The 26,565-nt window shown below is 63.7% G+C and carries 26 protein-coding genes and 3 pseudogenes; 5 read left to right on the forward strand and 24 right to left on the reverse strand.

The window, feature by feature from the left end:
• The 4 genes from CQ13_RS18760 to CQ13_RS18770 form a co-directional block, all read right to left on the reverse strand.
• Positions 1–814 (reverse strand): NADP-dependent oxidoreductase (locus tag CQ13_RS18760; RefSeq protein WP_057844324.1); only part of this gene is annotated, 814 nt, incomplete at its 3' end.
• Positions 815–947: 133 nt separating this feature from the next.
• Positions 948–1,460, reverse strand: a complete 513-nt coding sequence (locus CQ13_RS18765; protein WP_057844325.1) for a hypothetical protein — start codon at positions 1,458–1,460, stop codon at positions 948–950.
• Entirely contained in the window at positions 1,457–1,600 is a 144-nt protein-coding gene (locus CQ13_RS43130; RefSeq protein ID WP_156433748.1) for a hypothetical protein, read from the reverse strand. The genes CQ13_RS18765 and CQ13_RS43130 overlap by 4 nt, the downstream gene beginning before the upstream one ends.
• A 45-nt stretch (positions 1,601–1,645) precedes the next feature.
• A complete protein-coding gene (locus CQ13_RS18770) occupies positions 1,646–2,263 on the reverse strand; it encodes a cytochrome P460 family protein (RefSeq protein WP_082637536.1) in 618 nt (205 codons plus the stop codon).
• Between the two features lie 484 nt (positions 2,264–2,747).
• On the opposite strand from CQ13_RS18770, the gene CQ13_RS18775 reads away from it, so the two are divergent.
• Positions 2,748–4,112: an MFS transporter gene (locus CQ13_RS18775; RefSeq protein WP_057844326.1), complete on the forward strand. Its 1,365-nt coding sequence runs from the start codon at positions 2,748–2,750 to the stop codon at positions 4,110–4,112.
• A 391-nt stretch (positions 4,113–4,503) separates the two neighbouring features.
• Here the strand turns inward: CQ13_RS18775 and CQ13_RS18780 are convergent.
• The 12 genes and pseudogenes from CQ13_RS18780 to CQ13_RS18840 form a co-directional block, all read right to left on the reverse strand.
• Positions 4,504–4,935 (reverse strand): annotated as a pseudogene (locus CQ13_RS18780) (DUF1993 family protein); the annotation flags it as partial.
• Positions 4,936–5,206: 271 nt separating this feature from the next.
• Positions 5,207–5,782 (reverse strand): cytochrome P460 family protein, encoded by a 576-nt coding sequence (locus CQ13_RS18790; protein WP_057844329.1) that lies wholly within the window; start codon positions 5,780–5,782, stop codon positions 5,207–5,209.
• Between the two features lie 222 nt (positions 5,783–6,004).
• Positions 6,005–6,289, reverse strand: coding sequence for a GNAT family N-acetyltransferase (locus CQ13_RS18795; protein ID WP_245309226.1), 285 nt, complete (start codon positions 6,287–6,289; stop codon positions 6,005–6,007).
• Between the two features lie 15 nt (positions 6,290–6,304).
• Complete coding sequence (locus tag CQ13_RS18800) at positions 6,305–7,039, reverse strand: peroxiredoxin-like family protein (protein WP_057844331.1); 735 nt, start codon at positions 7,037–7,039, stop codon at positions 6,305–6,307.
• The gene (locus CQ13_RS18805; RefSeq protein WP_057844332.1) at positions 7,036–7,971 is read right to left on the reverse strand and encodes a LysR family transcriptional regulator; all 936 of its coding nucleotides are present in this window, start codon (positions 7,969–7,971) and stop codon (positions 7,036–7,038) included. The genes CQ13_RS18800 and CQ13_RS18805 overlap by 4 nt, the downstream gene beginning before the upstream one ends.
• A 292-nt stretch (positions 7,972–8,263) precedes the next feature.
• A pseudogene (locus tag CQ13_RS41205) lies at positions 8,264–8,734 on the reverse strand (carboxyl transferase domain-containing protein); the annotation flags it as partial.
• 99 nt (positions 8,735–8,833) lie between these two features.
• Positions 8,834–9,190, reverse strand: a complete 357-nt coding sequence (locus tag CQ13_RS18820; RefSeq protein ID WP_430649696.1) for an acyl-CoA dehydrogenase family protein — start codon at positions 9,188–9,190, stop codon at positions 8,834–8,836.
• A gap of 137 nt (positions 9,191–9,327) precedes the next feature.
• Positions 9,328–10,014, reverse strand: coding sequence for an antibiotic biosynthesis monooxygenase family protein (locus CQ13_RS18825; protein ID WP_057844335.1), 687 nt, complete (start codon positions 10,012–10,014; stop codon positions 9,328–9,330).
• A gap of 15 nt (positions 10,015–10,029) precedes the next feature.
• Positions 10,030–10,161 (reverse strand): hypothetical protein, encoded by a 132-nt coding sequence (locus CQ13_RS46465; RefSeq protein ID WP_283807511.1) that lies wholly within the window; start codon positions 10,159–10,161, stop codon positions 10,030–10,032.
• 103 nt (positions 10,162–10,264) lie between these two features.
• Positions 10,265–11,011 carry a ferredoxin reductase gene (locus CQ13_RS18830; RefSeq protein ID WP_057844336.1) on the reverse strand — a complete coding sequence of 249 codons (747 nt, stop codon included), beginning with the start codon at positions 11,009–11,011 and terminating at the stop codon, positions 10,265–10,267.
• Positions 11,004–11,609, reverse strand: coding sequence for a sulfite oxidase-like oxidoreductase (locus tag CQ13_RS18835; protein ID WP_057844337.1), 606 nt, complete (start codon positions 11,607–11,609; stop codon positions 11,004–11,006). The genes CQ13_RS18830 and CQ13_RS18835 overlap by 8 nt, the downstream gene beginning before the upstream one ends.
• 267 nt (positions 11,610–11,876) lie before the next feature.
• Entirely contained in the window at positions 11,877–12,290 is a 414-nt protein-coding gene (locus CQ13_RS18840) for a cupin domain-containing protein (RefSeq protein ID WP_057844338.1), read from the reverse strand.
• Positions 12,291–12,658: 368 nt separating this feature from the next.
• On the opposite strand from CQ13_RS18840, the gene CQ13_RS18845 reads away from it, so the two are divergent.
• The 4 genes and pseudogenes from CQ13_RS18845 to CQ13_RS18860 form a co-directional block, all read left to right on the forward strand.
• The gene (locus CQ13_RS18845) at positions 12,659–13,726 is read left to right on the forward strand and encodes a sensor histidine kinase (protein WP_057844339.1); all 1,068 of its coding nucleotides are present in this window, start codon (positions 12,659–12,661) and stop codon (positions 13,724–13,726) included.
• Between the two features lie 30 nt (positions 13,727–13,756).
• Positions 13,757–15,619: a Na+/H+ antiporter NhaA gene (gene nhaA, locus CQ13_RS18850; protein ID WP_057844340.1), complete on the forward strand. Its 1,863-nt coding sequence runs from the start codon at positions 13,757–13,759 to the stop codon at positions 15,617–15,619.
• A 15-nt stretch (positions 15,620–15,634) separates the two neighbouring features.
• On the forward strand, positions 15,635–16,039 hold the full coding sequence (locus tag CQ13_RS18855) for a baeRF12 domain-containing protein (RefSeq protein ID WP_057844341.1): 405 nt from the start codon (positions 15,635–15,637) through the stop codon (positions 16,037–16,039).
• A gap of 585 nt (positions 16,040–16,624) precedes the next feature.
• Positions 16,625–16,876: pseudogene (locus CQ13_RS18860) on the forward strand (transposase); the annotation flags it as partial.
• A gap of 471 nt (positions 16,877–17,347) precedes the next feature.
• On the opposite strand, the gene CQ13_RS18865 reads toward CQ13_RS18860, so the two are convergent.
• The 8 genes from CQ13_RS18865 to CQ13_RS18900 all read right to left on the reverse strand — a co-directional run bounded on the left by CQ13_RS18865 (position 17,348) and on the right by CQ13_RS18900 (position 26,474).
• Positions 17,348–18,226, reverse strand: a complete 879-nt coding sequence (locus CQ13_RS18865) for a LysR family transcriptional regulator (RefSeq protein ID WP_057844343.1) — start codon at positions 18,224–18,226, stop codon at positions 17,348–17,350.
• Position 18,227: 1 nt separating this feature from the next.
• Positions 18,228–19,241: an NAD(P)-dependent oxidoreductase gene (locus CQ13_RS18870; protein WP_057844344.1), complete on the reverse strand. Its 1,014-nt coding sequence runs from the start codon at positions 19,239–19,241 to the stop codon at positions 18,228–18,230.
• 10 nt (positions 19,242–19,251) lie between these two features.
• Positions 19,252–20,058 carry a phosphonate ABC transporter, permease protein PhnE gene (gene phnE, locus CQ13_RS18875; protein ID WP_057844345.1) on the reverse strand — a complete coding sequence of 269 codons (807 nt, stop codon included), beginning with the start codon at positions 20,056–20,058 and terminating at the stop codon, positions 19,252–19,254.
• 3 nt (positions 20,059–20,061) lie between these two features.
• The gene (gene phnD, locus CQ13_RS18880) at positions 20,062–20,934 is read right to left on the reverse strand and encodes a phosphate/phosphite/phosphonate ABC transporter substrate-binding protein (RefSeq protein WP_057844346.1); all 873 of its coding nucleotides are present in this window, start codon (positions 20,932–20,934) and stop codon (positions 20,062–20,064) included.
• A 30-nt stretch (positions 20,935–20,964) separates the two neighbouring features.
• A complete protein-coding gene (gene phnC / locus CQ13_RS18885; protein ID WP_082637538.1) occupies positions 20,965–21,723 on the reverse strand; it encodes a phosphonate ABC transporter ATP-binding protein in 759 nt (252 codons plus the stop codon).
• A gap of 406 nt (positions 21,724–22,129) precedes the next feature.
• The gene (locus tag CQ13_RS18890) at positions 22,130–23,824 is read right to left on the reverse strand and encodes a caspase family protein (protein WP_057844347.1); all 1,695 of its coding nucleotides are present in this window, start codon (positions 23,822–23,824) and stop codon (positions 22,130–22,132) included.
• The gene (locus CQ13_RS18895) at positions 23,821–24,348 is read right to left on the reverse strand and encodes a DUF3592 domain-containing protein (RefSeq protein WP_057844348.1); all 528 of its coding nucleotides are present in this window, start codon (positions 24,346–24,348) and stop codon (positions 23,821–23,823) included. Before CQ13_RS18895 ends, CQ13_RS18890 begins: the two co-directional genes overlap by 4 nt.
• A 167-nt stretch (positions 24,349–24,515) precedes the next feature.
• A complete protein-coding gene (locus tag CQ13_RS18900; RefSeq protein WP_057844349.1) occupies positions 24,516–26,474 on the reverse strand; it encodes a peptidoglycan-binding domain-containing protein in 1,959 nt (652 codons plus the stop codon).
• Positions 26,475–26,565: the final 91 nt, after the last annotated feature.

The raw sequence follows: 26,565 nt of genomic DNA on the forward strand, positions 1-26,565 counted from the left end.
GTCGTCCGTCCCGCACCCGCTGGACGATCTCACCCAGTTGGGCGCGATCGGACTCGACCACGAAATCGACCGTCAAACCGCTGGCGGGCCGTGCCTCGGCCGGGCCGGCGATGGTCACCAGCGTTCCTCCGGCTCGAATCAGGGCTGCGGACCGCTTCCCGATGTCGCCGCCGAAGACATCGAAAACTAGATCGACTTCGCCGACGTCTTCAAGCGCGTCGTTCTCGAGGTCGACGAACTCATTCGCGCCGAAGTCGAGCACCGCCTGACGGTCGGCAGCGCGTCCGGTGCCGATGACGTAGGCGCCTGCCTCACGTGCGAGTTGCGTTACCATCGAACCGACTACGCCGGCCGCGCCGTGCGCGAGGACGATCTGCCCTGCCCAAAGGCGGCCGTGCACGATCAGTCCCTGCCACGCGGTCAGACCCGGCATCGGCAAGCTCGCGCCCACCGTGAAGTCGACATCGCCCGGCAGCGGCGCAAGGTTGCGCGCCTCGACGGCCACATACTCGGCTAGGGTGCCGTCGCGAGTCCAGTCCGTGAGGCCGAACACCCGCTGCCCAACCGACAGCCCCGTCGTGCCATAGCCGAGGGCGGTGACAACTCCGGCCAACTCGTGCCCAGGGATCGTCGGTGTTCGGTCACGATCGAGGCGATCGGTCCAGGTCGGGGGCCACGTCAGCTCATCCCAGGTGAATCCCGATGCATGAACCTGAACGACGACGTCGTTTATCGCTGCCCGCGGCTCGGGCCGCTCTACCAGCTTCATCCCGGCCGTTCCCGCGGCCTGGTCCGTTACAACAATCGCCTTCATGCGAATTGTCTCCTCGGTTATTTGCCTCTTTGCTGGATATGTTCCAGCGATAAAAGCCCGTTCGACATCTCATGCCAGCGGCCATGGGTAGCTTGCGAAAGCGAAAGTGGAAGAGCGCTTTGCCATTGGAGCATCATAGTAAAGTGTCGACGGTCCATCGCTTCGAGCCGGCGAGACCCAGAAATAGGGCGCAGCACATCGCAGCGAATACGGAGTAGTCGAATGGCGACTTGATCCCAAACGAGATCGCCATAGCTGAACCGAATAGGAAGAGCAGGCCCGCGCTGCCGAAAGCCGCCCACCGCAGCGCGAGTCCGAGTACCAGCGTAACGCCAAATAGGAGCTCCAGCACCGTCGCGGCCGTGCCGAGAAAGGGCATCATCCATGCCGGTGCGAATGCATTTACCTTGGCCGCGTAGTCCAAAAATAATGTTCCCCAGGAAACTCCGCGCTCGCCTGGATTGCCGTAGAACCCGAGCCGGTCGGTCACCGACAACAGGAACGAGACTCCCAGTGCTGCGCGGCTTCCCAGCGAAAGAAGATCGAGGGCAAGAGAAGCTCCTTGCTCCGCGGATTTCAGCTTGAGGATGGGGTCGCTACGCGAAGTGCGCAGGACGCTGCGAAGCGTTTCGGTTGTTACCATCATGGTGCAATCCTACGGGTGGGTGACGCAGCAACCTTGGGGATCGGTACTGTGAGCGCGCCGTTGCCGACATTGTCGGCGGTGACGGCGCCAATCACAAACAATCCTGCCAGGGCGACGCCCGAGGCAGCGACGACCCTCATGGCACTGCTCCCTGTGTTGGTGAACCGGTAGCGTTCTCCACGATTTCATTTGTCCAGCAGCGGATAGAACTGGGTCCAGACGTCGTCTTTCTTAGCGCTCGCCATGTGGCAGAACGCGCATTCCGACTTTGGCTGCAGCTTGGCTGTCGGCGCCTTCGGCTCGTGGTGATTGAAGTTGTAGTAACCCCAGCCTCCGGTGTCGGCGTAGCGCTTGCTATCCTTGACCGTAACGTCCGCGCCGTTCAGCTTTCCGGGGAAGAAGCCTCGCCCGGAGGCCTCGGTGCGAGATCCATCCGGATTCTCGGCTGGGAGCGTCAGCTGTAGTTCCTTGAAGAAGATCGTTCCCTCCGGGAACTCACCTGTCTTCTTGTAGATCTCGTATGAGCCTGGTTCGATATAGACGTTGTGAAATTCAGGAAAATTGGCCTTGCCGGCGTTGAGCGCGTTAGGAGTGAGCGGTGAGCCGACGAACACCCACTCATTGAAATTCTTCGGCAGGATCAGTTCACCCGATGCGGTATATTCTGGGAGATAGCGCTTCCTCGTCGGTGCGCTGCCGTTATTGGATTCGGACTGCGCGAATACAGCTGTTATAGCAACTGCGATGAAAACCGCTCCGGCGATCAGTAGGGTAAGGCGCCTACCTTTTTTCTCCACGACCATACTTTTTTCTCACGCAATTGAGTAATATCCGTCCAGGTTGCCCTGAGCATTACTCGATGAAATCTGCGACAGTGGTACCCGTTGATCGCAGCGCGGGACGAAATTTTCCAATAACCGTTATGTATAGTTTCCATGGCAGCGGGGAATACTGCTGCGACGGTCCTCTCTGCCGTTCGTAAATCAAGGCAAGTTGCGCAGGCTGCGACGGCATCACGCCGCACGGCGAGGCAATAACGATCGTCTATCGACTCTATGGCGTGAGGTGATTTCCCTCACCGGAGGTTCGAACGCCACGGTGTGAGACCGCTGTCACAAGCACCTACAGCCCAAAACGAGACTGCGAATGACCACTCCTACAAACCAGAGACGGCGAGCTTGTCGCCACGAGGCGCAGCCGTTTGTAGAGCCTTGCAGTCGCGGCGTGATCGATGCAGAACCCTGCCCGCGAGAGCTCGGGCGGGAAGCGCCGCCTCGGTGCCGGCGCATGGTGCTCGCCGCCTGCGTGCTCGCGTCGTCGATGGCGTTCATCGACGGAACAGCGCTGCCCGTTGCGTTACCGAGACTGCGCGCTGATTTCGGTGCGGACCTCGCCTCCGTTCAATGGGTTCTCAACGGGTATATGCTGGCGCTCGCCTCGCTGACATTGATCGGCGGCGCGCTCGCGGATGTTTATGGCAAGGCGCGCATGCTCGCGCTCGGCTGCATCCTGTTCGGTCTGGCATCCGCGGCTTGCGCGATGGCGCCTTCGCCCGCCTGGCTGATCGCTGCCCGCGTCGCGCAAGGAGCGGCCGCAGCGATCGTCACCCCCGCCAGCCTCGCCCTGATTGGGGCCACCTATCCGCGCTCGGAGCGGAACCGGGCGATCGGCATATGGGCCGCGGCATCGGCGCTCACCACCGCCGGAGGTCCTGTCCTGGGCGGTTGGCTGACCGAGACCTTTGGCTGGCCATCCGTGTTCTGGATCAACCCGCCGATCGCGGTCGTAGCAGTAGGAGTTCTGCTGGTCTTCGCACCTAAAGATGGCCGCATCCAGCGCAGGTTCGACGTGATTGGCGCCGCGATCCTGGCTTCGGCGCTCGGGGCGCTCGCCTGGGCGCTCAGCCAGATCGGCCCCGGTGAAGCTCAAGCTGCGGCGGACGCACCGGCCCAAATGGGCACGGTACTCACGATCGTCGCAGGGCTCGGCATTGTCGGTCTCGCCGTGTATGCGTTCTGGGAGCGCAGAAGCAAACACCCGATGACGCCACCTCGCCTGGTGGAGAACCGCGCCTTCCTCGGGCTGAACGTCGCGACCCTGATGATCTATGGGGCGGTTTCGATCATGTTCTTCCTGCTCCCATTCGATCTCGTCGACCGCCGCGCCCTGCGGGCGACCGATGCCGGTTTGGCGTTCTTGCCCTTCGCGCTCGGCGTCGGACTCCTGTCGGGCGTGTTCGGCGGGTTGGCGGACAAGATTGGCGCGCGGGCCATGCTCATCGCGGGGCCTGCAGGTGCGGCGCTTGCTTATGTCTGGATGGCGCTCGGCCGGGAAGAATCCCTGATGCTCGGCGTGATCGGGCCCATGACACTGCTTGGCCTGTCCTTCGCTGTGCTCGTGGCACCGCTTACCGCGTCCGTCCTGTCGAGCGTTGACCAGACAGACGAAGGGCTCGCCTCTGGCATCAACAATGCGGCAAGCCGGATTGCGCAGCTTGCCGGCGTGGCACTGGCCGCCGGTGTCGCGTCTTTCGAGTCCGGCTACGAAGTCGGTCTTGCCGTAGCCGCTGCGGCCTCGATCGGCGGCGCCTTTACAGCCTCAATAACCCCGACGCCGGCCGCGGCGAAAGCGGGCGGCTCGGGAGGGGCTTAGAATCTGTACCGACGAGCGCTGCTGGTAGCGGCTCCGATCAGAGCGGAGGCCATTCCGGCGACCAAACAAAAGACCGCGCCATGATCTCCGCCCAAGCCGAAGATCAGTGAGACCAAGGCGGAACCAAGTGACCATCCGACGTAGCGAGCCGCAGCATTCATCCCACTTGCGGCCCCGCTACGCCCTATGGGTCCAGCCGTCATCATCGCAGTGTTGTTCGGGGTCTGGAAAAGACCAAAGCCGATACCGCAAAGGGCCAGCCGCCATACGACATCCCACTTCGCCGGAGTTCATCAGCTCTCTCGTTAGAACAGGTGCGGCGCCCGAGCGATTCCGGCCATGACAACAACAATCTTGAAGGCCTCGGCCCGTGCCGCGCACCGCGCGCTTCTCACGAATAGTCACCGCCACTCTGCTGAGTGAGGTTGCCGAGGTAATCGCGCTTCCCGATCTTCGCTCCGAGGTGCCGAAGGATCGCGTGCGCAATCGAGATGTGGAAAAAGAAGTCGGGCAGCACCAGGTGCCGGATGTAGTCGTCGCCGCCGAACCACCCGCGCACGATAGGCGGCGTCAGCTCGTATGTGTGGGACTGCGCGCCGGCGATCTCGTCCGGCTGCACGTTTTCCAGGAAGCCGCGCGTCTCAAGGAGCCGCCCCTTCAATACCGGGTACATCATCGGGATGTTAGGGGGTGCTGGCCGATCGCGCTGCATCAACTTCGCCATGTGCGCGTCCACCTTGTTGCAGCTTACGGAGAACTGTTCTCCGAAAGTCAGCATGTCGAGCGCGAGCCGCTCGCGAAGGATCCTCCCGGGCTCAAACCCCTTGGTCCGCTCGAGCGCTTGAGATAGTCGTCCATCACGTTCAGTCCATGCATCATGACAGGGACCGTGATGTCGTAGACCGAGAAGGACACACCGACCTCCATGCGCTCGTTAGTATTTTGAACGTCGGTCGGACCGGAAAGGTCGATAACCGAAACGAATGGTCGCAATGAGCCCTTCAATCTTCCGGCTGCCCACATCGGCTCGCAGGATTCGCCACTGGATCTCCGGAAAGCCGTCGCGAGAGTAGAGCGCCAACGCTTGCGGCCGCCTATTGACGCAGGACGGGATATCCGTTCACGTAAATCCAGTCCGTGGCCTGGGCGGGCACGTGGCAACCCTGGCAATCGGAATGGTAGTCCGTCGAGGTGGTCTTGAGCGGCTTGTCTACGTCGAACCACGACCATCCCCACCCGTCGCCCCACAACGGGTTGCCGGGGTGCGTTCCCTTGCTGTCTTTCACCATCACGAACCAGCCCTTGAGCTTGTCGGCGTGGCTTACTGTGCCGGTGGTCAACTCGTTCGTCGAGGTCTCGAAGACCTCTTTCACCAGGACGGCGCCGTCCGGGAAGTGCCCCGTCTTCCGGTAGGCGTCGATCGCCCCCGGGGATACGTAGACGGTGTGCATTTCCTTCGAGCCTTGGCCGCTGTCGGCGGCAATCGCCCAGGTGCCGAGCGCTTGGTATAGGGTTCGGTAGTCCTCCGGCACGCGCAGGTGTCCGGCGGCGTCCACCACATTCGCGGTCGGGCCGGCCGGAGTCGTTCCGCTGATCCGCGCGAGCGCTGCCACGGCGCCGGCGACCAGCGAGACGGCGACAGCTACGCCGACAGTCCTCGGTAATTTCATGGGGGTCTCCTTTGCTGCTCGCGCACGGCACGGTGACTCGCAACGGCTTCGATCACTGTTTCAATCGCTGTGGAGCCGACCGCGTGTGCTCGGCCGGCCTAGCAGACCCAAAGATCGGACGCAGCCGACGAAATTAGAAATTCCCTTTGGACATGCATTCGATAGGCGTGAGATATCGTCGTCCAAAAGCGCCGGGCGTGCCGGCGTCCCGTCTGTCGGTGATCAGCCGTCGAGGAGTGCGGCGTACTCCGGGTGCCGGGCCGCCGCGTAGGAAGACATGAAGGGGCACTTCGCGATCACTCTTTTCCCGTCGCGTCGCAACGCTTCGAAAACGCCATGCGCCAGCCTCGATCCGTACCCTAGGCCGGACAGCTCTTGTGGCACCTCGGTGTGGAGCAGGACGACGCGGCCGTCTTCGACCTTATAGTAGGCGACTGCGAGGGCGCTGCCGCCGAGGGGCATTTCAAACCGGCTCATTGCCAGATTGTCCCGGATGTCGCTTTCCACCTTCCGCCTCCCTCACTAGGGCGCGGAAGCCGCTTGGCGCAGCGAGGCCAGGATTTGCGCCGGCTCCTCCCGTATCGTGAAGTCCGGCTCGACGAATGCGCCGCGGATCCGGCCTTCCGCGTCGATCACGTAGGTCGCCGGAATAGGCAACATCCAGACCGGTGACCCGTGTCGGGCGCCGAAGTCGAAGCCTAGCCCGGAATAGTGCGCTTTGGTCTCGTAAGGCACCCGGAATAGCACGCCATACGACATGGCAACGCCGTAGTCGACGTCGGAGAGCACCTTCAGGTCCAAGCCGAGGCTCCGCTTGAGCTGCCGCGGGAAGTCCCTCGTCTCGGGTGTCACCACTGCGAGGGTCGCGCCGACGCTCTCGAACTCTTCCTTCGCGGCCTGGAGGGCGCAGAGTTCAGCGGTGCAGAACGGACACCAGCCGCCTCGGAAGAAACTTAGGACGAGGGGGCCGTTGCGGCGCAGCTGTTCAGAGGAGTGGAGACGGCCGTCGGCGTCCGGCAGGAGGAAGTCCGGCGCGTCGTCTCCGACCTTCAATGCATGCGATGCCACGTCTGTATCGCGGAGCCAGCCCACGAGGTGGTTGTAGGACAACCAATCCGCAGCGCTGAACGTCGTCAACAGCTCGGTACGAATCTGGGCGAGTGTCTTGTTGGTCTGATTTGGCATGGGTTGGGAGTCATCAGGCTGAGGATCGATTGGCTGGAAGCGGTTGGCCGCCAGCGTGCGTGTCGTGGTCATGCGGGCGCCCTCGCCACCTCCGGGACCGCTGCGTGCGGCACGTCCCGGTCGGGGACTTCGACCGACCAGTCGCGAAGCCGAGCGACCTTGACGAAAGCGTCCAGCGCCGGCGAGTAGCGGCGCCCCTGCACAGCCAGTAGCCGCACCTCCCGCGAAACCGGGTCGCCTTCGAGCGGAATGGTCTTGAGCGTCGGAAGACGCGGCATGTGCTCGGGCGCGAGTATCACGCCGAAGCCAGCGGCGGCCATGTGTTGCAGGTGCAAGTCGTGACCGCTGCAGTGGCCGAGTTGGGGCGGTTTCTCGGGGAAAAACGATTGCTGGATCTTCGGGGCGACGTCGCATCCGGCGCGTTCCAGCAAGACGGTCTCGCGGAGGTCGTCGATGCCGATGGAGGGACGGTTTGCGAGCTGGTGTGTCGGTGCGAGAACTGCGACGTACCGCTCCTCGAACAACGACCAGTCGTCGATGCGGGCGGGCACGTCATGCACGTCCCCGACCATTGCGGCGTTGATCTCGCCCTCAAGCAAGAGGTCGACGAGCTTCTTCGCCGCGCCCTCGCGCAGCTCGACGTGAAGTCCAGGGAGGAACTTTGCGATCTCCGCGATCGGATCGAGGACGAGCGACGCCGAGATGGAGGGGGCGAGGCCAATCTTCAGTGGCGCGACGTCCTTGCGTTGGAACTCCTGGGCCCGGCGACGCACCGCCTCTGCCGAGGCCAGTGTGCGCTCCAGCATCGGAAGGACTTCCTTTCCAAGATCGGTGAGTTGGGTCAGCTGGCGTTCGCGGTAGATCAACTGGCCGCCGAGTTCCTGCTCGAGCTTCTGCACCCCCTTGGTCAGAGCGGGCTGCGTGACATTGCACTGCTCGGCCGCGCGGGTGAAGTTGAGCGTGGACGCGACGGCGAGGAAGTAGCGAACTTGATGAAGCTCCATGGGTTGTTCTCCGTCAAGGTGCGGCTGTCGATACTGACGAGCCTTTGCACTCGACGACGTGATGGGCACGTCGCAATTGTGGGACGTAGATGCAACTTGCGTGCACACGTTGGAACGGCTCGGCCTATTGATTTGGACGCATGGACACGCTTTCTGGAGTCTCTGAGAGCCGGGCTAGTGCGCGGCGCGTCCACCTCCATGGACATCCCGGCAACTGCCCGGTTCATCGGTGCTGAACGCGCAAGATGGGGCAAAATCATCAAGTCTGCCGCTATCACGATTGAATAGTAGCCCCATTCTGCCGCTCGTCCGGAAAGATCTCGTCCTGCATCGGCAGGAAGGCGCCGCCGGAATCGACCATGTAGACGCGGGGTAGGTTGTTCTGTCGCGCGATGTCCTGCGCGCGCAGATGCTTTTTCACGGTCATCGGATAGTAGGTGCCGCCCTTGATGGTGGCATCGTTGGCGACGATGACACATTCACGGCCCGAGATGCGGCCCACGCCCGTGACGACGCTCGCCGAACATCGCCGCCGTACAGGCCGCAAGCGGCGACAGGTCGATGAACGAGGTGCCGGGATCGACTAGAAGGTCGCCCCGATCGCGCGCCGGCATCTTGCCGCGCGATGTATGGCGGTTGCGCGAGGCCTCGCCGCCGGCGACTTGGCTCCGCTTCTCACGCAGATCGGCGATGAGCGAGCGCATTGCTTCGCATTGCGCGCAAAGTCTTGGGACGACGGATCGATACTGGAATGGAGCGGCATATTTCCCGCACTTCTCTTGACGTGGTGGGGTGCTGTTGAAAGTTTGGCGTGCCGCGGCAGGTTGAACCATTGCCGCGGTAATTCCAATTGCGTCAGGGCTCACGCCATTTCCGCCACCAGTTCGCAGCCGCTCAGCATGGCCGCGCCTCCGAGGTGCCCGCGCCGATCTCGTAGAGTTTTGCATTGCGCCAGAGACGGCCGGTCGGAAACTCGCTGGTGTACGCCGCCGAGTGCCTGGATCGCCTCGCCCGCCATCCACGTCGCCTTCTCGGCCGAGTAAAGGATCGCGGCGGCGGCGGCGCCAGCGCGGTCGCAAGCACGGCCGACGGCGTAGACATAGGCGCGTGGCCTGCCAAGTCGAATACATGTCGGCGAGCTTGCCCGCATGAGCTGGAAGTCGCCGATTGGCTGGCCGAACTGCTTGCGCTCGTGCATGCAGGGCACCACCACGTCCATGCAGGCCGCCATGATGCCGAGCGGGCCCGCCTGACAGCACGGCGCGTCTCGGGGAGCCCGGCCGGACGCATGAATGGCTGGCTGGGCCAACGCAGAGTCGAGCTCGCGGCAGGCCGGCCCTTCCCGACGGAGCGGTGTCAGGCGTGGAGGGTCTCGCCGCCCTTGGCATCTGCGTAATACTGAGGCGCCTCGCGACGGTCGTATTTCCCGTAGTCGCGCACGATCCGCACTTTCCGGACCCTCGCCTTGTCATTCGGCGCGGAAGCGTCCTCGTAGGCCTGCGCCGCAGCGGCGTCCTTCCAGGATATCAGCAGAATCAGGTCGCCGGGCGTGAGCATGGCGTCGAAGATGTCCCAGGACGTGCTGTCGGCCGCCCACGGGTTCAGGCCGAGCCACTCAGCGCAGTCGTACGGGTTATAGGTCTGCTTCCACTCCGCGGGGCGCCTCGCGTTGATCAGCGTGACCGTCGTTCCCTCCCCGACTTCGGTCTCGTCGAGCCGCTGCTCCGTGAGGGCGTACCCCGCGGGCACCTGATTGTCGGCAGTGATCTGGCCGACGCGGAGACGGTAGTCTGCGAAGATTTCGTCGCGGCCCTTCTGCTGGGCCTCGTGATGGCGCGTGCGGATGCGCCAGCGGACGAGCGACTTCTCGTCCCGCCAGTTCGAGAGCGAAAGGATCCAGCCCTCGCGGGTCAGGCTCTTGTAGCGGACGTTGTCGACGAAGCCTTCGACCTGCTCCAGCTCGGGGCGCAACATCTTGGCGTTGTCGAGGTAGTCAGCCCAGTTCCCTTGACTGGGGAGGACCTCGAAAATCACTGAAAACATAGTCGTACCTCGCTCCTAGAGTGCTGCGACGTAGTCGATCTCGATGTCGAAGTGCCCGGCCAGGCGCGCCGCCTTCACGGCAGAACACCTTAAGCCGCCGACATCGATCGTTTTGGACAGCATCCGCGTGGCTCCCGTCTTCTTCACCGACACGTCTCCTTGCGCCGGTATGATCGTAGCTGGCGCCGGCCAAGTGGATAATCTGGCGTTTGCGGAAACTAGCCTCTCGCAAGACGAGAGGGATCGTCTCTCAAGCGCCATAGCGTTCGGTCTTGATCGCTCCGGCTTCCAGTCCCAAAGCGAGCGCGGCGTCCACCGCGATGTCGACGAAGGCGTTCGACCCGCACACGAAGGCGCAGCCGGGGGACCCAGGCAGCCGCGCCGCGACGTCCGCGACCATTCCGGCGTCGATCCGCCTGCTGAAGTCGGTGCGGCGCGTCGCAGGCTCGCGTGTCAGCGCCAAGGCGAGCGCAAAATCGGGAAGCGAGCTCTCGAGCTCGAGGAGTTCGTCCCTGAACAGCACGTCACCCCAGGTCTGGGAGGAGAGCGACAGCGCGACAGGCACGGGCTCGCCGCTGGCCTTCCGATACCGGATCATGGCCATGAGCGGCACGACGCCGGAGCCGGCGCCGATCAAGAGCACTGGTTTGTTGGAAGGCCCCGGCCAGAGAAAGTGTCCGCCAAGCGGCCCGCGAAGCTCGATTGTGTCGCCTACTCGGGCGACGTCGTGGAAGAACGGGGAGACCTCACCGTCCGGAAGGCGCTCGATCGCCAACTCGATCACCTTGGAATCGCTCGGGGCCGAGGCGATCGAGTAGCTGCGCATAGCAACGTAGCCGTTGGGCGCAGTCAGCCGCACGTCAACGTGCTGTCCGGCCGTATAGTCGAACGTTTCGGAGAGGCGGAGAAAGAAGCTCTTGATAGCCGGCGTTCTCGTTGCGATCTCGACAATCGCACAGCTCTGCCATCGCGCGGTTGCGGCAATCGCTTCAGTCATTCGTGTATCGCTGCTCATTCCACGGATCGCCGTACATGTGGTACCCGCGCAGCTCCCAGAAGCCGGCCTCGTCGCGCTCCGTGAACTGAAGCCCGTTCACCCACTTCGCCGACTTCCAGAAGTAGAGATGCGGCACGAGAAGGCGCGCCGGCCCCCCGTGGTCGCGCGGCAGCGGCTGGCCTTCGTACTTGAGCGCGACCATCGCCTTCCCCGTTGCGAGGTCGGCGAGCGGCACGTTGGTGGAGTATCCGTCGTAGCAATGTGCGAGTGCAAACGGAGTGGGTGCGCTAAGGCCAGCGTCGGCGAGGATGTCGTCGACGGCCACGCCCTCCCAGGCGGTATTGAGCTTCGACCACGAGGTCACGCAGTGAATGTCTCGCGTCATCTTGGTTCGTGGAAGCGCGTTGAACTCAGACCAGTTCCACGCTTTGACCGGACGAGGTCCGACCTTGAGCGTGAAAGTCCAGTCCACGGGCTCAATTCGCGGCGTGGGTCCGGCCGTAAGCACCGGGAAATTGTCGACGAGGTGCTGTCCTGGGGGAATCCGGTCCGATGGTTCTGATCCGGATTGGCGGCCTGTGAAACCGCGAGTGACCATTGCGAATTTCCTCCGCCGGCGGGTGAAAGGAGCTTAGTCCCGCACAACACACTAAGCTGCTGCGCGCGGGATGAGCAGAGCGGGATTCTTGCAGACGACGAGGCGCGTTGGCGCACCTCACCACTCCTGCAGCGATGCGCTAGTTGGTCCGAAGCCGGGAGGCCGTTAGGCACACCTGGTCGGCGCGTGGGATCAATCATCTGGCGCGGCCGGCCCGGGCCCGAGCGGGCGCACGTCCGCGAACGCCGCACCCCGCGGTCGCCGCCCCTAGGGGAACGTCAGGCCGAAAGCGGCCGGATCGGGCTGCTCGCCTTTCCGGGGGACCAAGAGGCGCTCCAGCCCACCCGGCACGAAGCTGAGCAGCAGGGTCGCCTGGTCGCCGACCACCTCGATCGTATGCGGCACACCGCGGGGAAGAGCCGCGTAGGCGCCCGGCCCCACCTCGACGCGGGCATCGCCGACCCGCGCGATTAGCTGCCCCTGCACCACGTACACCAGCTCGTCCTCGCGCGAGTGGGTGTGCAGCGGCGGCTCCTCCCCGGCCCGCACCGTCCACAGGACAGCGCCATATTCGCCTCCGGTCTGGCTGCTCTCCACTTTCATTTCGACGCTCGAGCCCCCGCTCGAATTCACCGTCTCGCCGCCGTGGGGCGGCGTGAGAACCGGCTGCTTCACTGACATTTGTAGCCTCCTGATTGTGGACCCCTTGTTCGGGTGTCGGAGTGGCGGCGAAAGGTTGCCGCTCACGCTCGTCAGCATGGGATTGCGCGCGGCGAATGGGAAATGACGTCACGCCATGAAGTCGATACCCGCGCGTTATGATGCGGTCGCCGAGAGTTCTGCTCGGGCGAGTGCTAGCAGACGGAAGCGCCGCACTCGCTCCGCAGCGTCTCTCAGCCACTCCGATAACGGTCGGCTATCGACTCCATGGCGAGAGGTGATTTTCCTTTAGACCGTCATAGACTCAATCTTCGAGCTGTAGTCGCCCGCCCTCGTGTACGGGCCGAAGTCGGCGTTCCGTTGAACGATCGCAAGCCAGGAGGTCCGACATGCAGATCAAAGAGACACCCCACGTTTCCTTACCCGGCGTGGTCGAGAGCCCTCCGCTGGAGGATGTCGTCGTGCTCGCGGACAGCGCCGGCGTCGCGCTTGGAGTACAGCGTGCATTCGGCGCGAGGGTGCGGAGCGTCCGCAATGGTGGCAGCGGCCTCATCGCGTCCAGGTTCGTGGAGATTCCGCTCGTCGGGCGTGGCGGCGAGATCTCCGGGGTCCTGTGCCGGACTGTCCCACGGTCCGACACGCGCGGCGTGTTCTGCTCCCACGGGCCGGAGGGGGCGGGGGCGATCAGGGACGTGGCGCAGTTCGTGGTCCACGACATCAACAACCTTCTCGCTGTGATCGGCAGCGGCCTGCGGCTGCTTGACTGCCAGAGCGACGCCGCATACCGAAAGGCCATTGTTAGCAAAATGCAGCACGCGATCACGCAAACAGCGTTGCTCAGCCGTCAGCTCCTCGACGCTGCGCGACCACGCGCCGAGTCGATCGGCGGGTTCGTCGCAGGCAGCCGCCTTGCAGCGCTGGCGGGCACGCTTGACCAGGCGTTGCGTCCCGACATCACGGTCCGCACCGATATCGCCCCTGATTTGTGGGACTTCGACGCTGACCCGGAGGAGCTGTACTTCGCGCTGCTGAACCTCTACCGAAACGCGGCCGATGCTATGCCGAACGGCGGCACGATCACCGTCGCGGCGCGGAACGTCGAGCCGTCCGCCGGCGCGATCCGGGAGTTCGTCGAGATCGTCGTCGCCGACGACGGGGAGGGCATGACCGAGGAGGTCCTCTCGCAGGCGTTCATCCCTTATTTCACGACAAAGGGCGCTGGCAGCGGCACAGGCCTCGGACTTGCCCATGTCCGGCGATTCGCCGAAGGGCGAGGCGGCGCGATCGGTATAGAGAGCGAGCGAGGTGCCGGCACGCTGGTGCGTCTTTTCCTCCCGCGCGTGCACGCAGCCGGGCTCCCCAGCAGTATCGTCGGCACGGAGATCGCGTACACGCCGTCAGCCAACGGCGGAGTATTCCACATCGTCAACCCAGCGACAGCTACGCCGACGTCGTAGCCGGCGCGAACACCTGGAGACGGTTCAGCGATGGAGCTCATGATCCCGCCCGGCCGCCTCGACCGTCCGGTCGACCACGAGACGGACCACGTGCTCGGCCCCGCCGATGCCGAGATCACGCTCGTCGAGTACGGCAGCTACGCGTGCCCGCACTGCAGGGCTGCCAACGAGCCCATCGCGCAAGCACGCGACCAACTTGGCGACCGCGTCTGCTACGCCTTCCGCCACAGGCCGCTCACCGACAACAGCCTTGCGTTTCGGGCCGCCGAGCTTGCTGAGCTTGCCCAGACGCCCGAGGCGTTCTGGTCCGCGCACATCAAGCTGATGACGAGGTCGATGCAGCTCACAGAGGACGACCTCGTCGCGGTGGCCGCCGACCTCGGCGTGAACGCTGACTTCGTGCTCGGCGACAGCGACGCAGTGCGGCGCGCGAGGGCGAGGGTGGAGGCGGACGTCACAAGCGCACGCGCAAGCGGCGTAAGGTTCACGCCGACCTTCTACATCAACCGCCGGCGCTACGACGGGCCCTGGGACGAGAGCTCTCTCGTCGACGCGATGCTTGGCACGCTCGGCCACCGCGTCCGTACGGCCGCCCTGGACTTCGCGAGCTGGGGCCCATCCGCGGGTATTTTGCTGATCCTCGCGACCGTGGTGGCGATCGTCGTGACGAATTCTCCGATCGGGCCTGCGTTCGACGCGTTCTGGCGCCAGGAGCTCGGCGTGAGCTTGGGCGACGCGGCCTTCCGGATGTCCATCCTCCATTGGGTCGACGACGGCCTCCTGACGGTGTTCTTCCTCGTCGTTGGACTGGAAGTGAAGCGCGAGATGACGGTCGGTCACCTTGCGAGCCGCCGTTCCGCCGCGCTTCCGATTGCGTCCGCGCTTGGCGGCATGGTCGTGCCGGCAGTTCTGTATGTGCTGGTCATCCCTGCGGGCCCGTGGTCGCACGGTTGGGGCGTCCCGATGGCGACGGACACTGCGTTCGCGATTGCCTTGATCGCCGTGATGGGCGCCCGCGTCCCCGTCGAGCTGCGCATCTTCCTCACCGCGGCGGCCATCGTCGACGACATCGGTGCGATCGTGGTCGTCGCTGTGTTCTACTCCGGCGAGATCCATCCGGGCTACCTGGCCGCGGCTGCGGCGATGGTCGTTGCGCTGGCGCTTCTGAGCCGATCGAGGGTCTATCTGCTGTCGCCCTACATCCTGTTGGGCGTCGCGTTGTGGGCGTTCGTCTACGCGGGCGGCCTCCACGCTACGCTGGCCGGCGTGGTACTTGCACTGTTCATTCCGACGCGGCCGCCGGCCGACTTGGCCGCCCTGATGACGCAGGCCAGCACCATCATTGCCTCCGAGGCCCGGCACGAGGGCGAGGTTCTCAGGCACGGCCCCTCCACGCCGGCGCTGCACGCGCTTGACGCAATCTACGACAGACTTGAATCGCCCGCGGACCGGCTGCTGCGGCACGCCGGCGCGCGGACGAGCTACGCTGTCCTTCCGATCTTCGCACTGGCTAATGCGGGCGTGACGATCAACCCGAGCGTCTTCGCTGGGCATGGCTGGCTCATGGCCGCGATCGTCGCTGGCCTCGCCATAGGAAAGCCGCTCGGCGTCTTCCTCGCGGCCGCCGCGGCCGTGCGCGCAGGCGTAGCCGTCAAGCCGACGGAGTACACGTGGCGGCAGTTGACCGGGGCGGGGGCCCTCGCCGGCATCGGCTTCACGATGTCGCTCTTCATTGCCGGGCAGGCGTTTCCAAGCGCCACCGACTTCTCGGCCGCCAAGATCGCCGTGTTCGCCGCGTCGATTCTTTCGGCCGTCGTTGGGACTGCCCTGCTCTGGGGCGCTTCGCGCCAGGAGCTTATCGAAAAGGCGCCGCAGAGCGCCGGCATGCAGTGAACGGGAGGTCTTTCGATGATTCTACCTACCGGTACGACAGTAGCAGTCGCTGACGGCAAGACGATCCGCCTGTTCCACAATACAGGCGTGAAACCTGGGGTGCACTTGGTCGAGATCACAGCGGCGCCGCCTGCGCCCGCCCGCTCAGGCTCGGGTGCGCGACATCACACCGGCCCTGCCAACCCCGATGGCAGGCGGCTCGTCGAGGACGACTTCGCGGCAGCGACGGCCGCGTTCCTGAACAAGCTTAGCCTGGACGGGACCATAGAACACCTGGTCGTTGTCTCCGACCCCAGGACCCTGGGGGAGATGCGCAAGCACTTCCACCGCGACCTGAGAGGCAAGATCATAGGCGAGTTCGCGAAGGACTTCAGCCGGCGTCCGCTCGAGGACATCGCCTCACTGATCGCCAACGCCTGACGCGCCTCTGGAAATGGCTGCCGGCGCAAGCCTGTCCCGTCATAACCTGCGCGAATACCCGGTCCAAAGATTCCCCGAAGCGGATGCGGGAGGCGATCGCGAAGTCGGGCGTCGACATGGATCGTCTCGACGCCGATCTACAAACCCACGCCGGCGAAATCACTAAGCTCTTGGGACGCAACCTCGCTCAGGGGATTCGCTCGGCCTTATGGGGACGCCGGCATACATCGTCGGCCAGTACCGGGTGACGCAGGCCCTGAACTACGAAGGTTTCAATCGCGTCGCCGTCGACTCGCGCTCACGCGGCACGAAGAACTGAGGGCGCCGTCTTTGCCTTAAGGGCGATTTAAATTGAACATCGGAACAGTGAGAGAGTCAGTCGCGCCGCCTCGGGACCGACGTTGTGCTAGCAGATTCCGGTAACATCGACGCAAGCCAGAAATGCCCATTGTGTTAATAGGCGTCCAAGAGTAACCCCTCCACCGTTCGATACATCAATAGCTTAGCTCGCCCATCGGCGTCGGGACCCCAAGCCGATTGACAACGATCACTGCCGCCCGCCGTCGAGGCTCGCGTTCCCACCCATTCCACCTGATGATCCGGCGCGGAGCGGCCGTCGAGCTGTCGCCATGGATCGAGCGCGCCCGTGCCAGTCTCGTTGCCTCATTCGCCCGCGGCGTTACGATTGAAGAAGCCGCGGCTCGCGCGGCAATTACATCGCCCTGGTCCAACGGACAGACTGAAGGTCAGATCACCCGCTTCAAACTCGTCAGACGGCAAATGTACGGCCGCCGCAAAATCGATCTGCTTCAGGCCAGACTAATCGGCGCAGAATAGAGTGGAGCCGCACCAAAACTGCGTCAGAGCCAAATTTGACGCGGATTGACACTTTCGCGCACCAAGCGGAACCGAGTCGACCGCAGAAGTCGTCCAGTACGAGATGGATGTCTCGCTCGGCATCGCGGGGCGCAATGGATGGGGTACGCATGACAAGACCTTCCCTTGACCTCGCGATATTACGTTAGGTCGATCCTGCCGGGATTTCGAGTCGGAGCCGGGTTCGATTCCGTTCGGGGCGATCGTGGAGACCGGAATGGCGCGGGGCGGGCCTGACGCCGGGGCGTCCTCCTATTTTATTTTGCAAGCTAATACTGCGCGTCAGCTTGTTGGCATTCCTGTTGGTGTCGACAGCAATCGATGATGAAAATCATTTCAAATTCAATTGGTTATGGTATTAGGAGACTGCCGGCCAGGGGCACCACGCTTCGCTACTTTGCAGCTTCGATTGCGAGCACCCGCCAACGACAACTAGACGGGAAGACCTCGCTGCCAGCTCTGCGCCGCGTCGAACATTGCCATTGCCGGGGCGGTAGGAGGCAACGTCGCTGGCACGATCAACTTGATCTCCTTGTCGAGTTCGACCCCGTCGATACGAAGAGCGACAAGCCGCCCTGTCGCAACTTCGTCGGCAACAGAGGCTTCCATGACAATCGAGGCACCGCAGCCGGCGCGGACCGCGCGCTTGACAGCCTCGGTGCTGCCGAAACCATCGATGATGGTCAGTGATTTCGCGATTGGTCCCAGTTGTCGGCGCAAGAGATAACCGGTTCCGGTGCCGGATTCACCGCCCAGCAGCGGCTCGGTCCGCAAGTCAGTCACGGACACGGACCCGCGCCGGGCCCAACGATGCCCGGATCCCACGATGACGACGAGCGGCTCTCGCCTCCAGGTGCGCGCGGTAAAGCCCGGCCTTCCATCCCACCATTCCATTGCTGCAACGTCAGCTTCGCCTCGTTCCAGCCGGGCGACGACCTCCGAGTTCGATCCAATCCATTGTTCGACCGGGATGCCGGCACTTTGCCGAAAGGCTGCGATGTGAGGCTGCAACAAATAGGTACCAACGTTGCTCGATGCTGCCAGACGCAGCGCCGGAAGGTGAATCAGGCTGCGCACGCGGCCGGCCGTCTCGACCAGTGCGCGCGCCAGCGGAAGGAAGCGCGCGCCTTGATCCGTCGGCATGGCGCTGCCACGCTGACGTACCACCAGAGGCGCAGCCAAGACTTCCTCCAACTGGCGGATATGATCCACGATGGTGGATGGCGCCAGATCAAGCTCACGCGCCGCTGCGCGAACGCCCCGCGTCGCGATCACGGTCACGAAGGAGCGGGCATGGATCAGATTCAGCATTTCATTTCGTCAATGCAGGATTTCTGATTTGTCCCGCCGGGCTGTTGATGGCCCCGCGTGGCCACTTGCCGGCCAAGGCCTCGATGATGCTGGTCGCTGCGGACAACTCGATCTCTCGCCGCACCGACATCACCGCCGAGCCGATATGCGGCGTCAATACGGTTCGGGCACCCGGCCTGGTCAATCTCGTGTCGATTGACCTTGGCCGGTCGGGCCGCGCCCAGTCCTCGCATTCGAAGACATCGGCGGCATATCCTCCGAGCTGACCGCTCTCGATCGCATCGGCCACGGCGGCTTCATCGACGAGTGAATCCCGTGCGGGGTTGACGAGTAACGCGCCGCGCCGCATCCGGCCGATCGCTTCTGCATCGATCAAACCGATGGTGGCCTCGGTCAGCGGCAGACCCAGCACCACGATATCGGCTGATTTCAACACATTCTCGAGCGCCATCGCCTCGATACCTTCGCTCTCAAATGGCTCCGCATCGAACGCGACGATGCGGCAGCCGAACCCGGAGAGCAGGAGCGCGATGGCCTGGCCGACCCGACCGAAGCCGACGATCCCCACCGTCGAGTTGCCGATGCCGGTTCCGTAAAGCTGAGGCCGCCAACCGGCGAATCCTAATTTGCGAATTCCCGCATCACCGGCGGCAATATGCCGCCCCAGCGCGATCATCAATCCGACGGCCAGTTCAGCCGTCGGTTCGGTGAGAAGGTCCGGCACGATTGTTACCTGGATGCCGCGTTCGCTTGCGGCATCGACGTCGATATTGTCATAGCCCTTCAACGCGGCGCCGACGACTTTCAGGTTCGGGCATTGCTCGAGAAACGCCCGGTCGACGCAATCGGTCATGAATGCCATGAGCCCGGCTGCTTCCCTGCAGCGTTCGATCACCTCGTGATAGCTCCATGGTTCGGGCTCATCGTTTGCAACGATGCGAGCAACGCCGTCGAACGCGGCGCGGGTCTCGGGGAAGACCCGGTTTGTCAGAACGATGAGCGGCAACTCTGTCATCGAGGCGCGGCTACTTGAGCGATTTTCGCAAGTACGCGCCGACGCTGTCGACGATTACAACGCATGCGAGGATCGAAAGCAGGATGGCCGAAACCTGGTCGTAGTTCAGGAGGCGCAGAGCCGAGATCAGCTCGAAACCGATTCCCCCTGCGCCAACGATGCCGAGCACGGCGGAAGCGCGGAAATGATACTCCCAACGGTAGATCGTGACATCGGTGAGCTGCGGCAGGACTTGCGGCAGAACGGCGTGCTGGATGACCTGAAACGGCGTCGCGCCCGCGGCGCGAGCCGCTTCCAGCGGCTTGGGATCGACATGTTCGATTGCCTCGGCATAGAACTTGCCGACCATGCCGATCGAATGCAGCGCCAGCGCAAGAACGCCAGGCAGCGCGCCGAAACCGACCGCGGCGACAAACAGAACGCCAAGAATGATCTCCGGCACCGAACGCAGGAAGGCGAGGAACGTCCGAACCGCCAGATAAACGATCGGGTGCGGGCTGGTATTGGGAGCAGCCAGAAGAGCGAGCGGCAAGGACAAGGCCACGGCGAGTGCGGTCCCCGCGATCGACATCGCAAGCGTATCCAGAAGCGGCCTCAGCCATGTCCGCCAGCGGCTGAAATCTGGCGGCACCATTTCGGAGGCCAGCGTACCGATCGCAGGCCCGCTCTCCAGAAATCGCTGCGCGTCGAAAAAGCCTGTGGCCGCCAGCGCCGCCACGCACGCAGCGATGATCAAGCCGACGAGGCCCGCCCCGCGCAAGGCGGAGCGGCGTTGTTCTTCGAGAATGGCGTCAAACGTGTGCGAAACCGATTTCATGTTTCACAGCTTGGCAATATCGAGCTGGAGCACTTTCGCCATGTCGCGCAGCACGTCGTAATCCTTGTCGGTCGCCGTCGCGATCGCCTCGACGCGGAACAGCTTGAGAATGGCCGGATCCTTCAGGTTGAGGAACGCCCGCTTGATAGCGTCCTTGAGCTCGGGTTTCAGAAAGCCCTGCACGGTGAGTGGATAGTTCGGAATCGGTTCGGATAGCGCGAGCTGCCTGAGCTTGGTGGAATCGATCTTCTTGGTCTCGACCAAGATCCGGTAAATGGATTCGGATAGCGCCCCCGCAGGCACCTGCCCGGCAGCGACGGCACGCGCAACCGCATCGTGCTGGCCCAGATGGACGACCTTATAGTCGGCGTCTCCGATGAGCCCCTGCTTGGCTAGAAGGGCGCGCGGGGCAAGATGGCTCGACGTCGAAGCCCGGTCGCCGAACGCAAACGGCTTGCCCGTGATGTCGGCCAGTTCCTTCACCGGACCATCCGCGGTGGCGATCAGGATTGACTGGTAATTGGGTTTGCCCTTTTCGACGCCGACGCCGAAGGGTTCGATTTCCGGTGCCTTCGACTTGGCGAGCACATAGGAGAACGGGCCGAAATAGCCAACCTCGATGCGTCCGAACCGCATCGCCTCGATCATCGACGAATAGTCCGTGGTGACGATGATCTCGACGGGTTTCCTGAGCACCTCCTCAAGGTACTTCTTGAGCGGCTGTGCATTCTGAATGATGGTCGACGCGTTCTCGTCGGGAAGCAGTGCGATACGCAGCTTGTCGGGATCTGTCTTGTCGGCGGCAAATGCCGGAGCGGCGAGCACGCAGAGCCCGGCCGCGGCCGATGCAGCGAGGAAGTTGCGGCGCTGAATCATCTGATTTCTCCATCCAGATTGAGGGCTCGACTAAGCCGCTTTGGCCAAGCCTTTGCGTTCCGTCGCATAGATACGATCGAGGGTAACCGACCCGAGTTGATCCGGCGCCCCTTCGAAAACGATGCCGCCCTGCGCGAGGCCGATGATGTGATCGGCGAACCGACATGCCAGATCGACTTGATGCAGGCTGACGATCGCGGTGATCCCGTCCTCGCGGCAGATCCGATGAAGATCTTCGAGCACCCGGACGGACGTGGCAGGATCGAGGCTCGCGACGGGTTCATCGGCGAGCATGATTTCGGGCTTCTGGGCCATGGCGCGCGCGATGCCGACGCGTTGCTGTTGTCCCCCGGAAAGCTGATCGGCGCGATCCAGCGCCCTGTCGGCAAGTCCGACCCGGTCAAGCGCCTCCAGGGCCAGCAGGCGGTCAGCGCGCGGCAGCGGAAAAATCGACCGCGCCACACTGTGCGCAGCAAGCCGTCCCGTCAGCACGTTGTCGAGCGCCGACAGCCGGCCGATCAAATGATGTTGCTGGAACACCATTCCAGTCCGCCGCCGATGCGCCCGCAACTGTGTGCGGCTGGAGAAGATCGATCCACGCCCCTCGACGCAAACCTCACCCGACGTCGGCCGCACGAGCCCGTTGAGGCTGCGCAGCAATGTCGATTTTCCCGCCCCTGAGGTGCCGAGAAGAACGATGAACTTTCCCCGCTCGAACATGGCAGTGGTCGGCCGCAGCGCCATGACCCCATTGGGGTATGTAACTGTCACGTTCTGGAGCGACAACATCTCGAACCTCGCAGTGTTCGCTATTCCCGAACAAAGTCGTCAGTTGTTTGCTTAGTCCGACTATCAAGCGTCCATGACGTCAGGATGACACAGGCCCAAAGCCTGCTGGCCCGAGCTACTCTCTCAAGAATACGTCCCAATGCCCCCAAATCTGACCGTGCTTGATGCCGTGTTGGCCTGTCGGATTGGCATGGTTGGCGTAGTCGGGTTTCGGAAATCCGCTGCGCAAGAGCGCGTATGCTCCGCACGCGCAGGAGACGCAGGGCCCACACTGGCACCGCAGCCGCGCGTCTGGGATGTGAGTAACGCCGTGGCTAGGCGAGGATTTTGATATTTACAGAATCGTCGAAAACAACGGACCGCGCTGTTAGGTCGTGTTGGATTTTCTGTACGCGATTGATCCGCCTCACCGCGAAGCTGTCGCTGCGGTACGGAAATAAAAGGGCTCGCTCGGCAGCGAGCCGTAGACAAAAGGCTCCTGCTGCCGTCCGGTTGCGGCCATCACATCATCGCGGACGAAGCGAAAGAGCATGGAGATCTCCAGCCCCGGCTGCTTCAGCCGATTGAGCAGCGCTTTCATGAACGGAGAGTTCTCGTCGTCCCCGTCATTCGCCACCTGACCGGCTTTCGCCGCATAGGCGATCATGGTCCCGCCCTCGGGCTCCACGCGCGCCAGCCCCGTTCCGAGCGAGCGCGTGCTGTTGGTGAAGCGCATCTGCGGCGCGAAAGGATTGTCCCGGCATGCATCCAGCACGATGAGCCGCAATCCCCGCACGCCTTCAATCGCGGTGCTGAGCTCGTCGATCGACACTGCTTCGAGGCGCACGTCGCGATCGGTCTTCAACTGCGCATCGACAGGTGCGAGCCAGTTGATTCCGCCCATCTCGAGTCCGTGGCCGGCAAAATAGATGACGGCCCAGTCAGACGTTTCCGCCTCTCTGGCGAAGGCTCGCAGGGCGGCAAACATCTGTTCGCGCGTCTGATCGCGCAGCAGCGTCACCTTGCGGAAGCCAAGCGAGTCGAATTCCGCCGCCAGCGCTTCGGCGTCGCGGCCCGCATTCTTGAGGGGTGAAACGTTCTGATAGGCGGCATTGCCGATCACCAGCGCGACCCGATTGTTGCGCTCGCGCGACGGCGTTGCGCCCGGCGCGACCGGTTCGCCGCGGGGCGGCGCCATTGCGCTATCCACCTCGCGCACAAGCTGCTCCGCCTCGCGGAACACGTCGGCGGCGTCCGGGCTGGACAGCGGCAGCCGGCGCGCGGTGGACAGCGCATCGCGCGCAGCCGCGACATTGTTCGTTCGGGCCAATGCCACGCTCTTGAGGGCAAACGCTTCCGCATTGTTCGGGTCGATCTTGAGCAGCGCACCCAGCACAGGAAGGGATTCCGAATAGCGCTTCATCGCAACGAGGGATTTGCCGTGCAGCACGCCAATGTCGGAGTACATCTTCTGCTGCGAAAAATTGCTGGTGGCCCGGGTGGCGCGAGCACGCGCAACCTGTTGGAGCGCCTCATCGGGACGGCCGAGTTGCAGCAGGAAGTCGGCTTGATTAATGAAATTGTAGACATCACCAGGTTGCAGCCTGGCCGCCTGGTCGAGGTCGGCGCGACTCTCCGCGATGTTGCCACGCCGGACGAACGCTGCGGCGCGGTTGCGCAGCGCGCCGGCGCGGTCCGAATTGCTGTTCGCCATGGCGAACGCCTGAGTAGCGTCCTTGATGGCGAGATCGAATTGGCCGAGTCCACTGCGGATCGTGCTCCGGTTCAGCCAGGCGTCGACGAAGGATGGGTTATCTTCAAGTGACCGGTCGCAATTCGCCAGTGCATTGCTGTAGTCGTGCCGCAGGATGAACTTGTAGCATCGATTGTAGTAGGCAGTAGCGCGCTCGCGTTTTGGAATGCCGCGCGTGTTGATGATCGCCATACAGGCTGTGAGCCCCGCCTCGCCGTCGTTCGTCTGGCAGGTGTGCCAGAGCTTTGCGCGATTGTCGGAAGGTGCTGCCTCGGATGCGCCGGCACCGGGCAACATCAGCGCAAGCGCTAGCACCATGGCATGGCCCGGCCGAGCGGCCTGCCGATGACCGAACGGAAGCGCGATCATGAACGTGTCCTATTGAGAACGGCGACTTGCCTCTGCCCCGGCGAACCAACCACATCCGCGAGATGCGATGGCTGGTCGAGAGCCCGCGCCCCCCTCTTGATCAGCACGATCATGACCGTTGCGACGAACAGGAAAATCGACCCGATGAAAGCCAGGATGATCGGCATCATCCAAAGCGGCAGCACGCCCAGGATGGCGGCCGATTCCGGCACGCCGGGATCGTAAACAACAGGCACTTCCTGCCCGGTGCGGTAAAGGGGCGGATTGGTTCGCAGGCCGGACTGGAATTCGACGGTCCTGCCGTCAATGGTGTCGAAACGCACAATTGGCGTAAAGAGATAGCCGTTGTTCTCGCTGTCGCGCACACGCAGCATCTCGATCACGGTACCCTGTGTTTCAACGGCGCGGGCGAGCCACGCTTTCGTGCTCCAGACGCTAAAGCCCGCGCCGAACAGCAGCAGCAGCCCGATCGGTATCAGCGCGAACCTCGCGAGACGGCTGAGAAAAACTGCAGGATCTTCCATGAAAAGACGCGCCCTGCGGCAAGCACTGTTGTAGGCGTGGATGTGTCTTGGCGTGGACCGAAAGGTTCAATCGCCACGCAGGTGTTATGGCACCAGCGGCGAACACAATTTCCGAACAGCGCGTCGCGGACGCACCGAGGTTTACTCTTCCAACCTCCGGCCTTCCCTCATTTCTTCCCGAACGCGCCGATCAGCCCGCCCAACAGCTTCGATGCAATCCCACCGAGCGCGCCGAAGCCGCCGGTGGCGCCGATTACGCCGGTGATGATCGGAATCAAGGTTGCCATGGTCGAGCCTGAAACCGGCGCAGTTGTGGTTGGCGCCTGACCGGCGATCGCTCCCAGATTGAAGGGCAGATTGAGAATGCCGGCCGACTGCAGCAGGGTGACGATGCCGAGCATGCCGGCAGAAAGCTGTACGCTCGGCCGCGACATGGCCGGCGCGAGCGGCTCGGCGGGCTTGTCCGGTTTTTCGGTACCCGGGAATGGCTTGCCGGTCAGCCGCTCGTAGAGCAGCGGCATCAGCACGGTGATGAGATCGACCGGCGCCGCGGCGGCCGGCTGCTGCGGCGTTGCCGGTTGCGAGACGACCGGCGCCGGGACAGTGTTGACCGGCTGCGAAAGCACCGGCGCGTTGGCAATCGGCGTGACCGCCGGCGCCGGCTTGCCGGTCGCAAGCACGGTAAGAAGCTGCGTGATGTCGACCTGCTTGCCGGTGAGCGCCGACTGCAGAATCAGCGGCAGCAGCAGTTCGAGGCCTTGGCCCGGCTTGGCAGGATCGGCGGCCATCGGTTTCTCCTTCGATAGCAACATGAGAATGAGCGGGAGCAGTTGCTGCAGGTCGAGCGCGGGAGCGGCAGCGGCCAGACCCGTCTCCACCACCGCGACGCCAGGCTTGACCGTTTCGGCCGCAAGCGAAACGCCGAGCGCCGCCGCCGTCTCCGGCCCGACCGCGCCATCGACGACCATGCCCTCGGCTTCCTGGAAACGCAGCACGGCGGATTGCGTGTTCAATCCGAACTCGCCGTCGATCAGACCGGGATCGAAGCCTTTGGCAGCCAGTGCCGCCTGAATGCGCGCAACCACGGCCATATCCATGTTTGGCGCACCGAGTTCGTAGATGACGGCAGGCGGGTTGACCTTGATCGGCGCGGCACTGTCATAGGAGATGCCGGGAATCAGGATGCCGGTGTGCCAGCCGCGGCCATGCACAGTGTCGGCCACCACGCCGTAACGCCGGCCCTTTGCCTCGATGGTGCCGCCGCTGCCGTCGCATACGGCGATGTGGCCCATCTTGCCCGGCCCAGGCGGATAGCGGAGCACGATGCCACCGACGGTCGCCGCTGCCTCCTCCACCGAAACGCGCTTGCCGAGCCGCTCGAGGTCAGTCTTCCAGGCGCCAGTATAGGCATCGGCCTTGGCCGGCGATGCCGTGTGGTCGACGCAGCCGTAAAGCGTGCCGGCTTCCTGATAGACCAGCCACGAGACAAACTCGGCGCAGTCCCACGGGCCATGCCAATCCGGATCGTCCTTCGGCACCAGCGTGTTGACGTATTGCTCGCCGATATGCGCGCGGGCGCGCTGCACCAGGCCCGCCCCCGAAGGCACACCGCTCGCGGGTGGCTGGGCAACGGCTATCGCCGGCAGACCATTTAGGAAGGCGTCGGCGCTGCCGGCTTCGTACATTTGATGGGCCTGACGCCACTGCTCCTCGGTCAGGTTATTGCCCTTGCCCGACTCGCGCCCTGCGATGGCTTTCAGCAAGGCAATCGCCTGCACGGGATCGTCGACCATCTCCTTTGTCAGGATGGCGTTCGCGTCATAGCCGGGCACGCCGAAACCGTGGGCGCCGGTCCACTTCTTGCCGGCCTCGCCGATCCGCATGCCGACATAGCTGCGCGACAACAGGTCGAAGTTCGAGGCGGCGCCGTTCACCGGCGAGGGAAAGCGCGCGATCTTGTGGCCGCCGCCGATGATGCCATAGCCGATCTGGCCGAAGCGCGCGGCGCGCGCGCTGGGATATTGAGCGCCGGGATTGTTATAGCGGAACGAAGCGACTTCGCTGCCTGCAACGTCGTCGCGATTGTTAGCCGTTGAGGGGTCGGTAGACCTGCCGATTTGACCCATTGCGCGCTCCCCCGTTGGTGTGCCTGTTGCCAGTTTCCTCTTCGCCGATCGCTGCGTCCTCGGCCTCGGTTTGCTGCTCATTGGCCGGCCC

Source organism: Bradyrhizobium retamae (genome assembly GCF_001440415.1).
Lineage (GTDB): Bacteria > Pseudomonadota > Alphaproteobacteria > Rhizobiales > Xanthobacteraceae > Bradyrhizobium > Bradyrhizobium retamae.

Coding starts and splice junctions, on each gene's coding strand:
- CQ13_RS18765 (WP_057844325.1), bottom strand. CDS start 1,460: ATGATGGTAACAACCGAAACGCTTCGCAGCGTCCTGCGCACTTCGCGT.
- CQ13_RS43130 (WP_156433748.1), bottom strand. CDS start 1,600: ATGAGGGTCGTCGCTGCCTCGGGCGTCGCCCTGGCAGGATTGTTTGTG.
- CQ13_RS18770 (WP_082637536.1), bottom strand. CDS start 2,263: ATGGTCGTGGAGAAAAAAGGTAGGCGCCTTACCCTACTGATCGCCGGA.
- CQ13_RS18775 (WP_057844326.1), top strand. CDS start 2,748: ATGGTGCTCGCCGCCTGCGTGCTCGCGTCGTCGATGGCGTTCATCGAC.
- CQ13_RS18790 (WP_057844329.1), bottom strand. CDS start 5,782: ATGAAATTACCGAGGACTGTCGGCGTAGCTGTCGCCGTCTCGCTGGTC.
- CQ13_RS18800 (WP_057844331.1), bottom strand. CDS start 7,039: ATGACCACGACACGCACGCTGGCGGCCAACCGCTTCCAGCCAATCGAT.
- CQ13_RS18805 (WP_057844332.1), bottom strand. CDS start 7,971: ATGGAGCTTCATCAAGTTCGCTACTTCCTCGCCGTCGCGTCCACGCTC.
- CQ13_RS18820 (WP_430649696.1), bottom strand. CDS start 9,190: ATGGACGTGGTGGTGCCCTGCATGCACGAGCGCAAGCAGTTCGGCCAG.
- CQ13_RS18825 (WP_057844335.1), bottom strand. CDS start 10,014: ATGTTTTCAGTGATTTTCGAGGTCCTCCCCAGTCAAGGGAACTGGGCT.
- CQ13_RS18830 (WP_057844336.1), bottom strand. CDS start 11,011: ATGACTGAAGCGATTGCCGCAACCGCGCGATGGCAGAGCTGTGCGATT.
- CQ13_RS18835 (WP_057844337.1), bottom strand. CDS start 11,609: ATGGTCACTCGCGGTTTCACAGGCCGCCAATCCGGATCAGAACCATCG.
- CQ13_RS18840 (WP_057844338.1), bottom strand. CDS start 12,290: ATGTCAGTGAAGCAGCCGGTTCTCACGCCGCCCCACGGCGGCGAGACG.
- CQ13_RS18845 (WP_057844339.1), top strand. CDS start 12,659: ATGCAGATCAAAGAGACACCCCACGTTTCCTTACCCGGCGTGGTCGAG.
- nhaA (WP_057844340.1), top strand. CDS start 13,757: ATGGAGCTCATGATCCCGCCCGGCCGCCTCGACCGTCCGGTCGACCAC.
- CQ13_RS18855 (WP_057844341.1), top strand. CDS start 15,635: ATGATTCTACCTACCGGTACGACAGTAGCAGTCGCTGACGGCAAGACG.
- CQ13_RS18865 (WP_057844343.1), bottom strand. CDS start 18,226: ATGCTGAATCTGATCCATGCCCGCTCCTTCGTGACCGTGATCGCGACG.
- CQ13_RS18870 (WP_057844344.1), bottom strand. CDS start 19,241: ATGACAGAGTTGCCGCTCATCGTTCTGACAAACCGGGTCTTCCCCGAG.
- phnE (WP_057844345.1), bottom strand. CDS start 20,058: ATGAAATCGGTTTCGCACACGTTTGACGCCATTCTCGAAGAACAACGC.
- phnD (WP_057844346.1), bottom strand. CDS start 20,934: ATGATTCAGCGCCGCAACTTCCTCGCTGCATCGGCCGCGGCCGGGCTC.
- phnC (WP_082637538.1), bottom strand. CDS start 21,723: ATGTTGTCGCTCCAGAACGTGACAGTTACATACCCCAATGGGGTCATG.
- CQ13_RS18890 (WP_057844347.1), bottom strand. CDS start 23,824: ATGATCGCGCTTCCGTTCGGTCATCGGCAGGCCGCTCGGCCGGGCCAT.
- CQ13_RS18895 (WP_057844348.1), bottom strand. CDS start 24,348: ATGGAAGATCCTGCAGTTTTTCTCAGCCGTCTCGCGAGGTTCGCGCTG.
- CQ13_RS18900 (WP_057844349.1), bottom strand. CDS start 26,474: ATGGGTCAAATCGGCAGGTCTACCGACCCCTCAACGGCTAACAATCGC.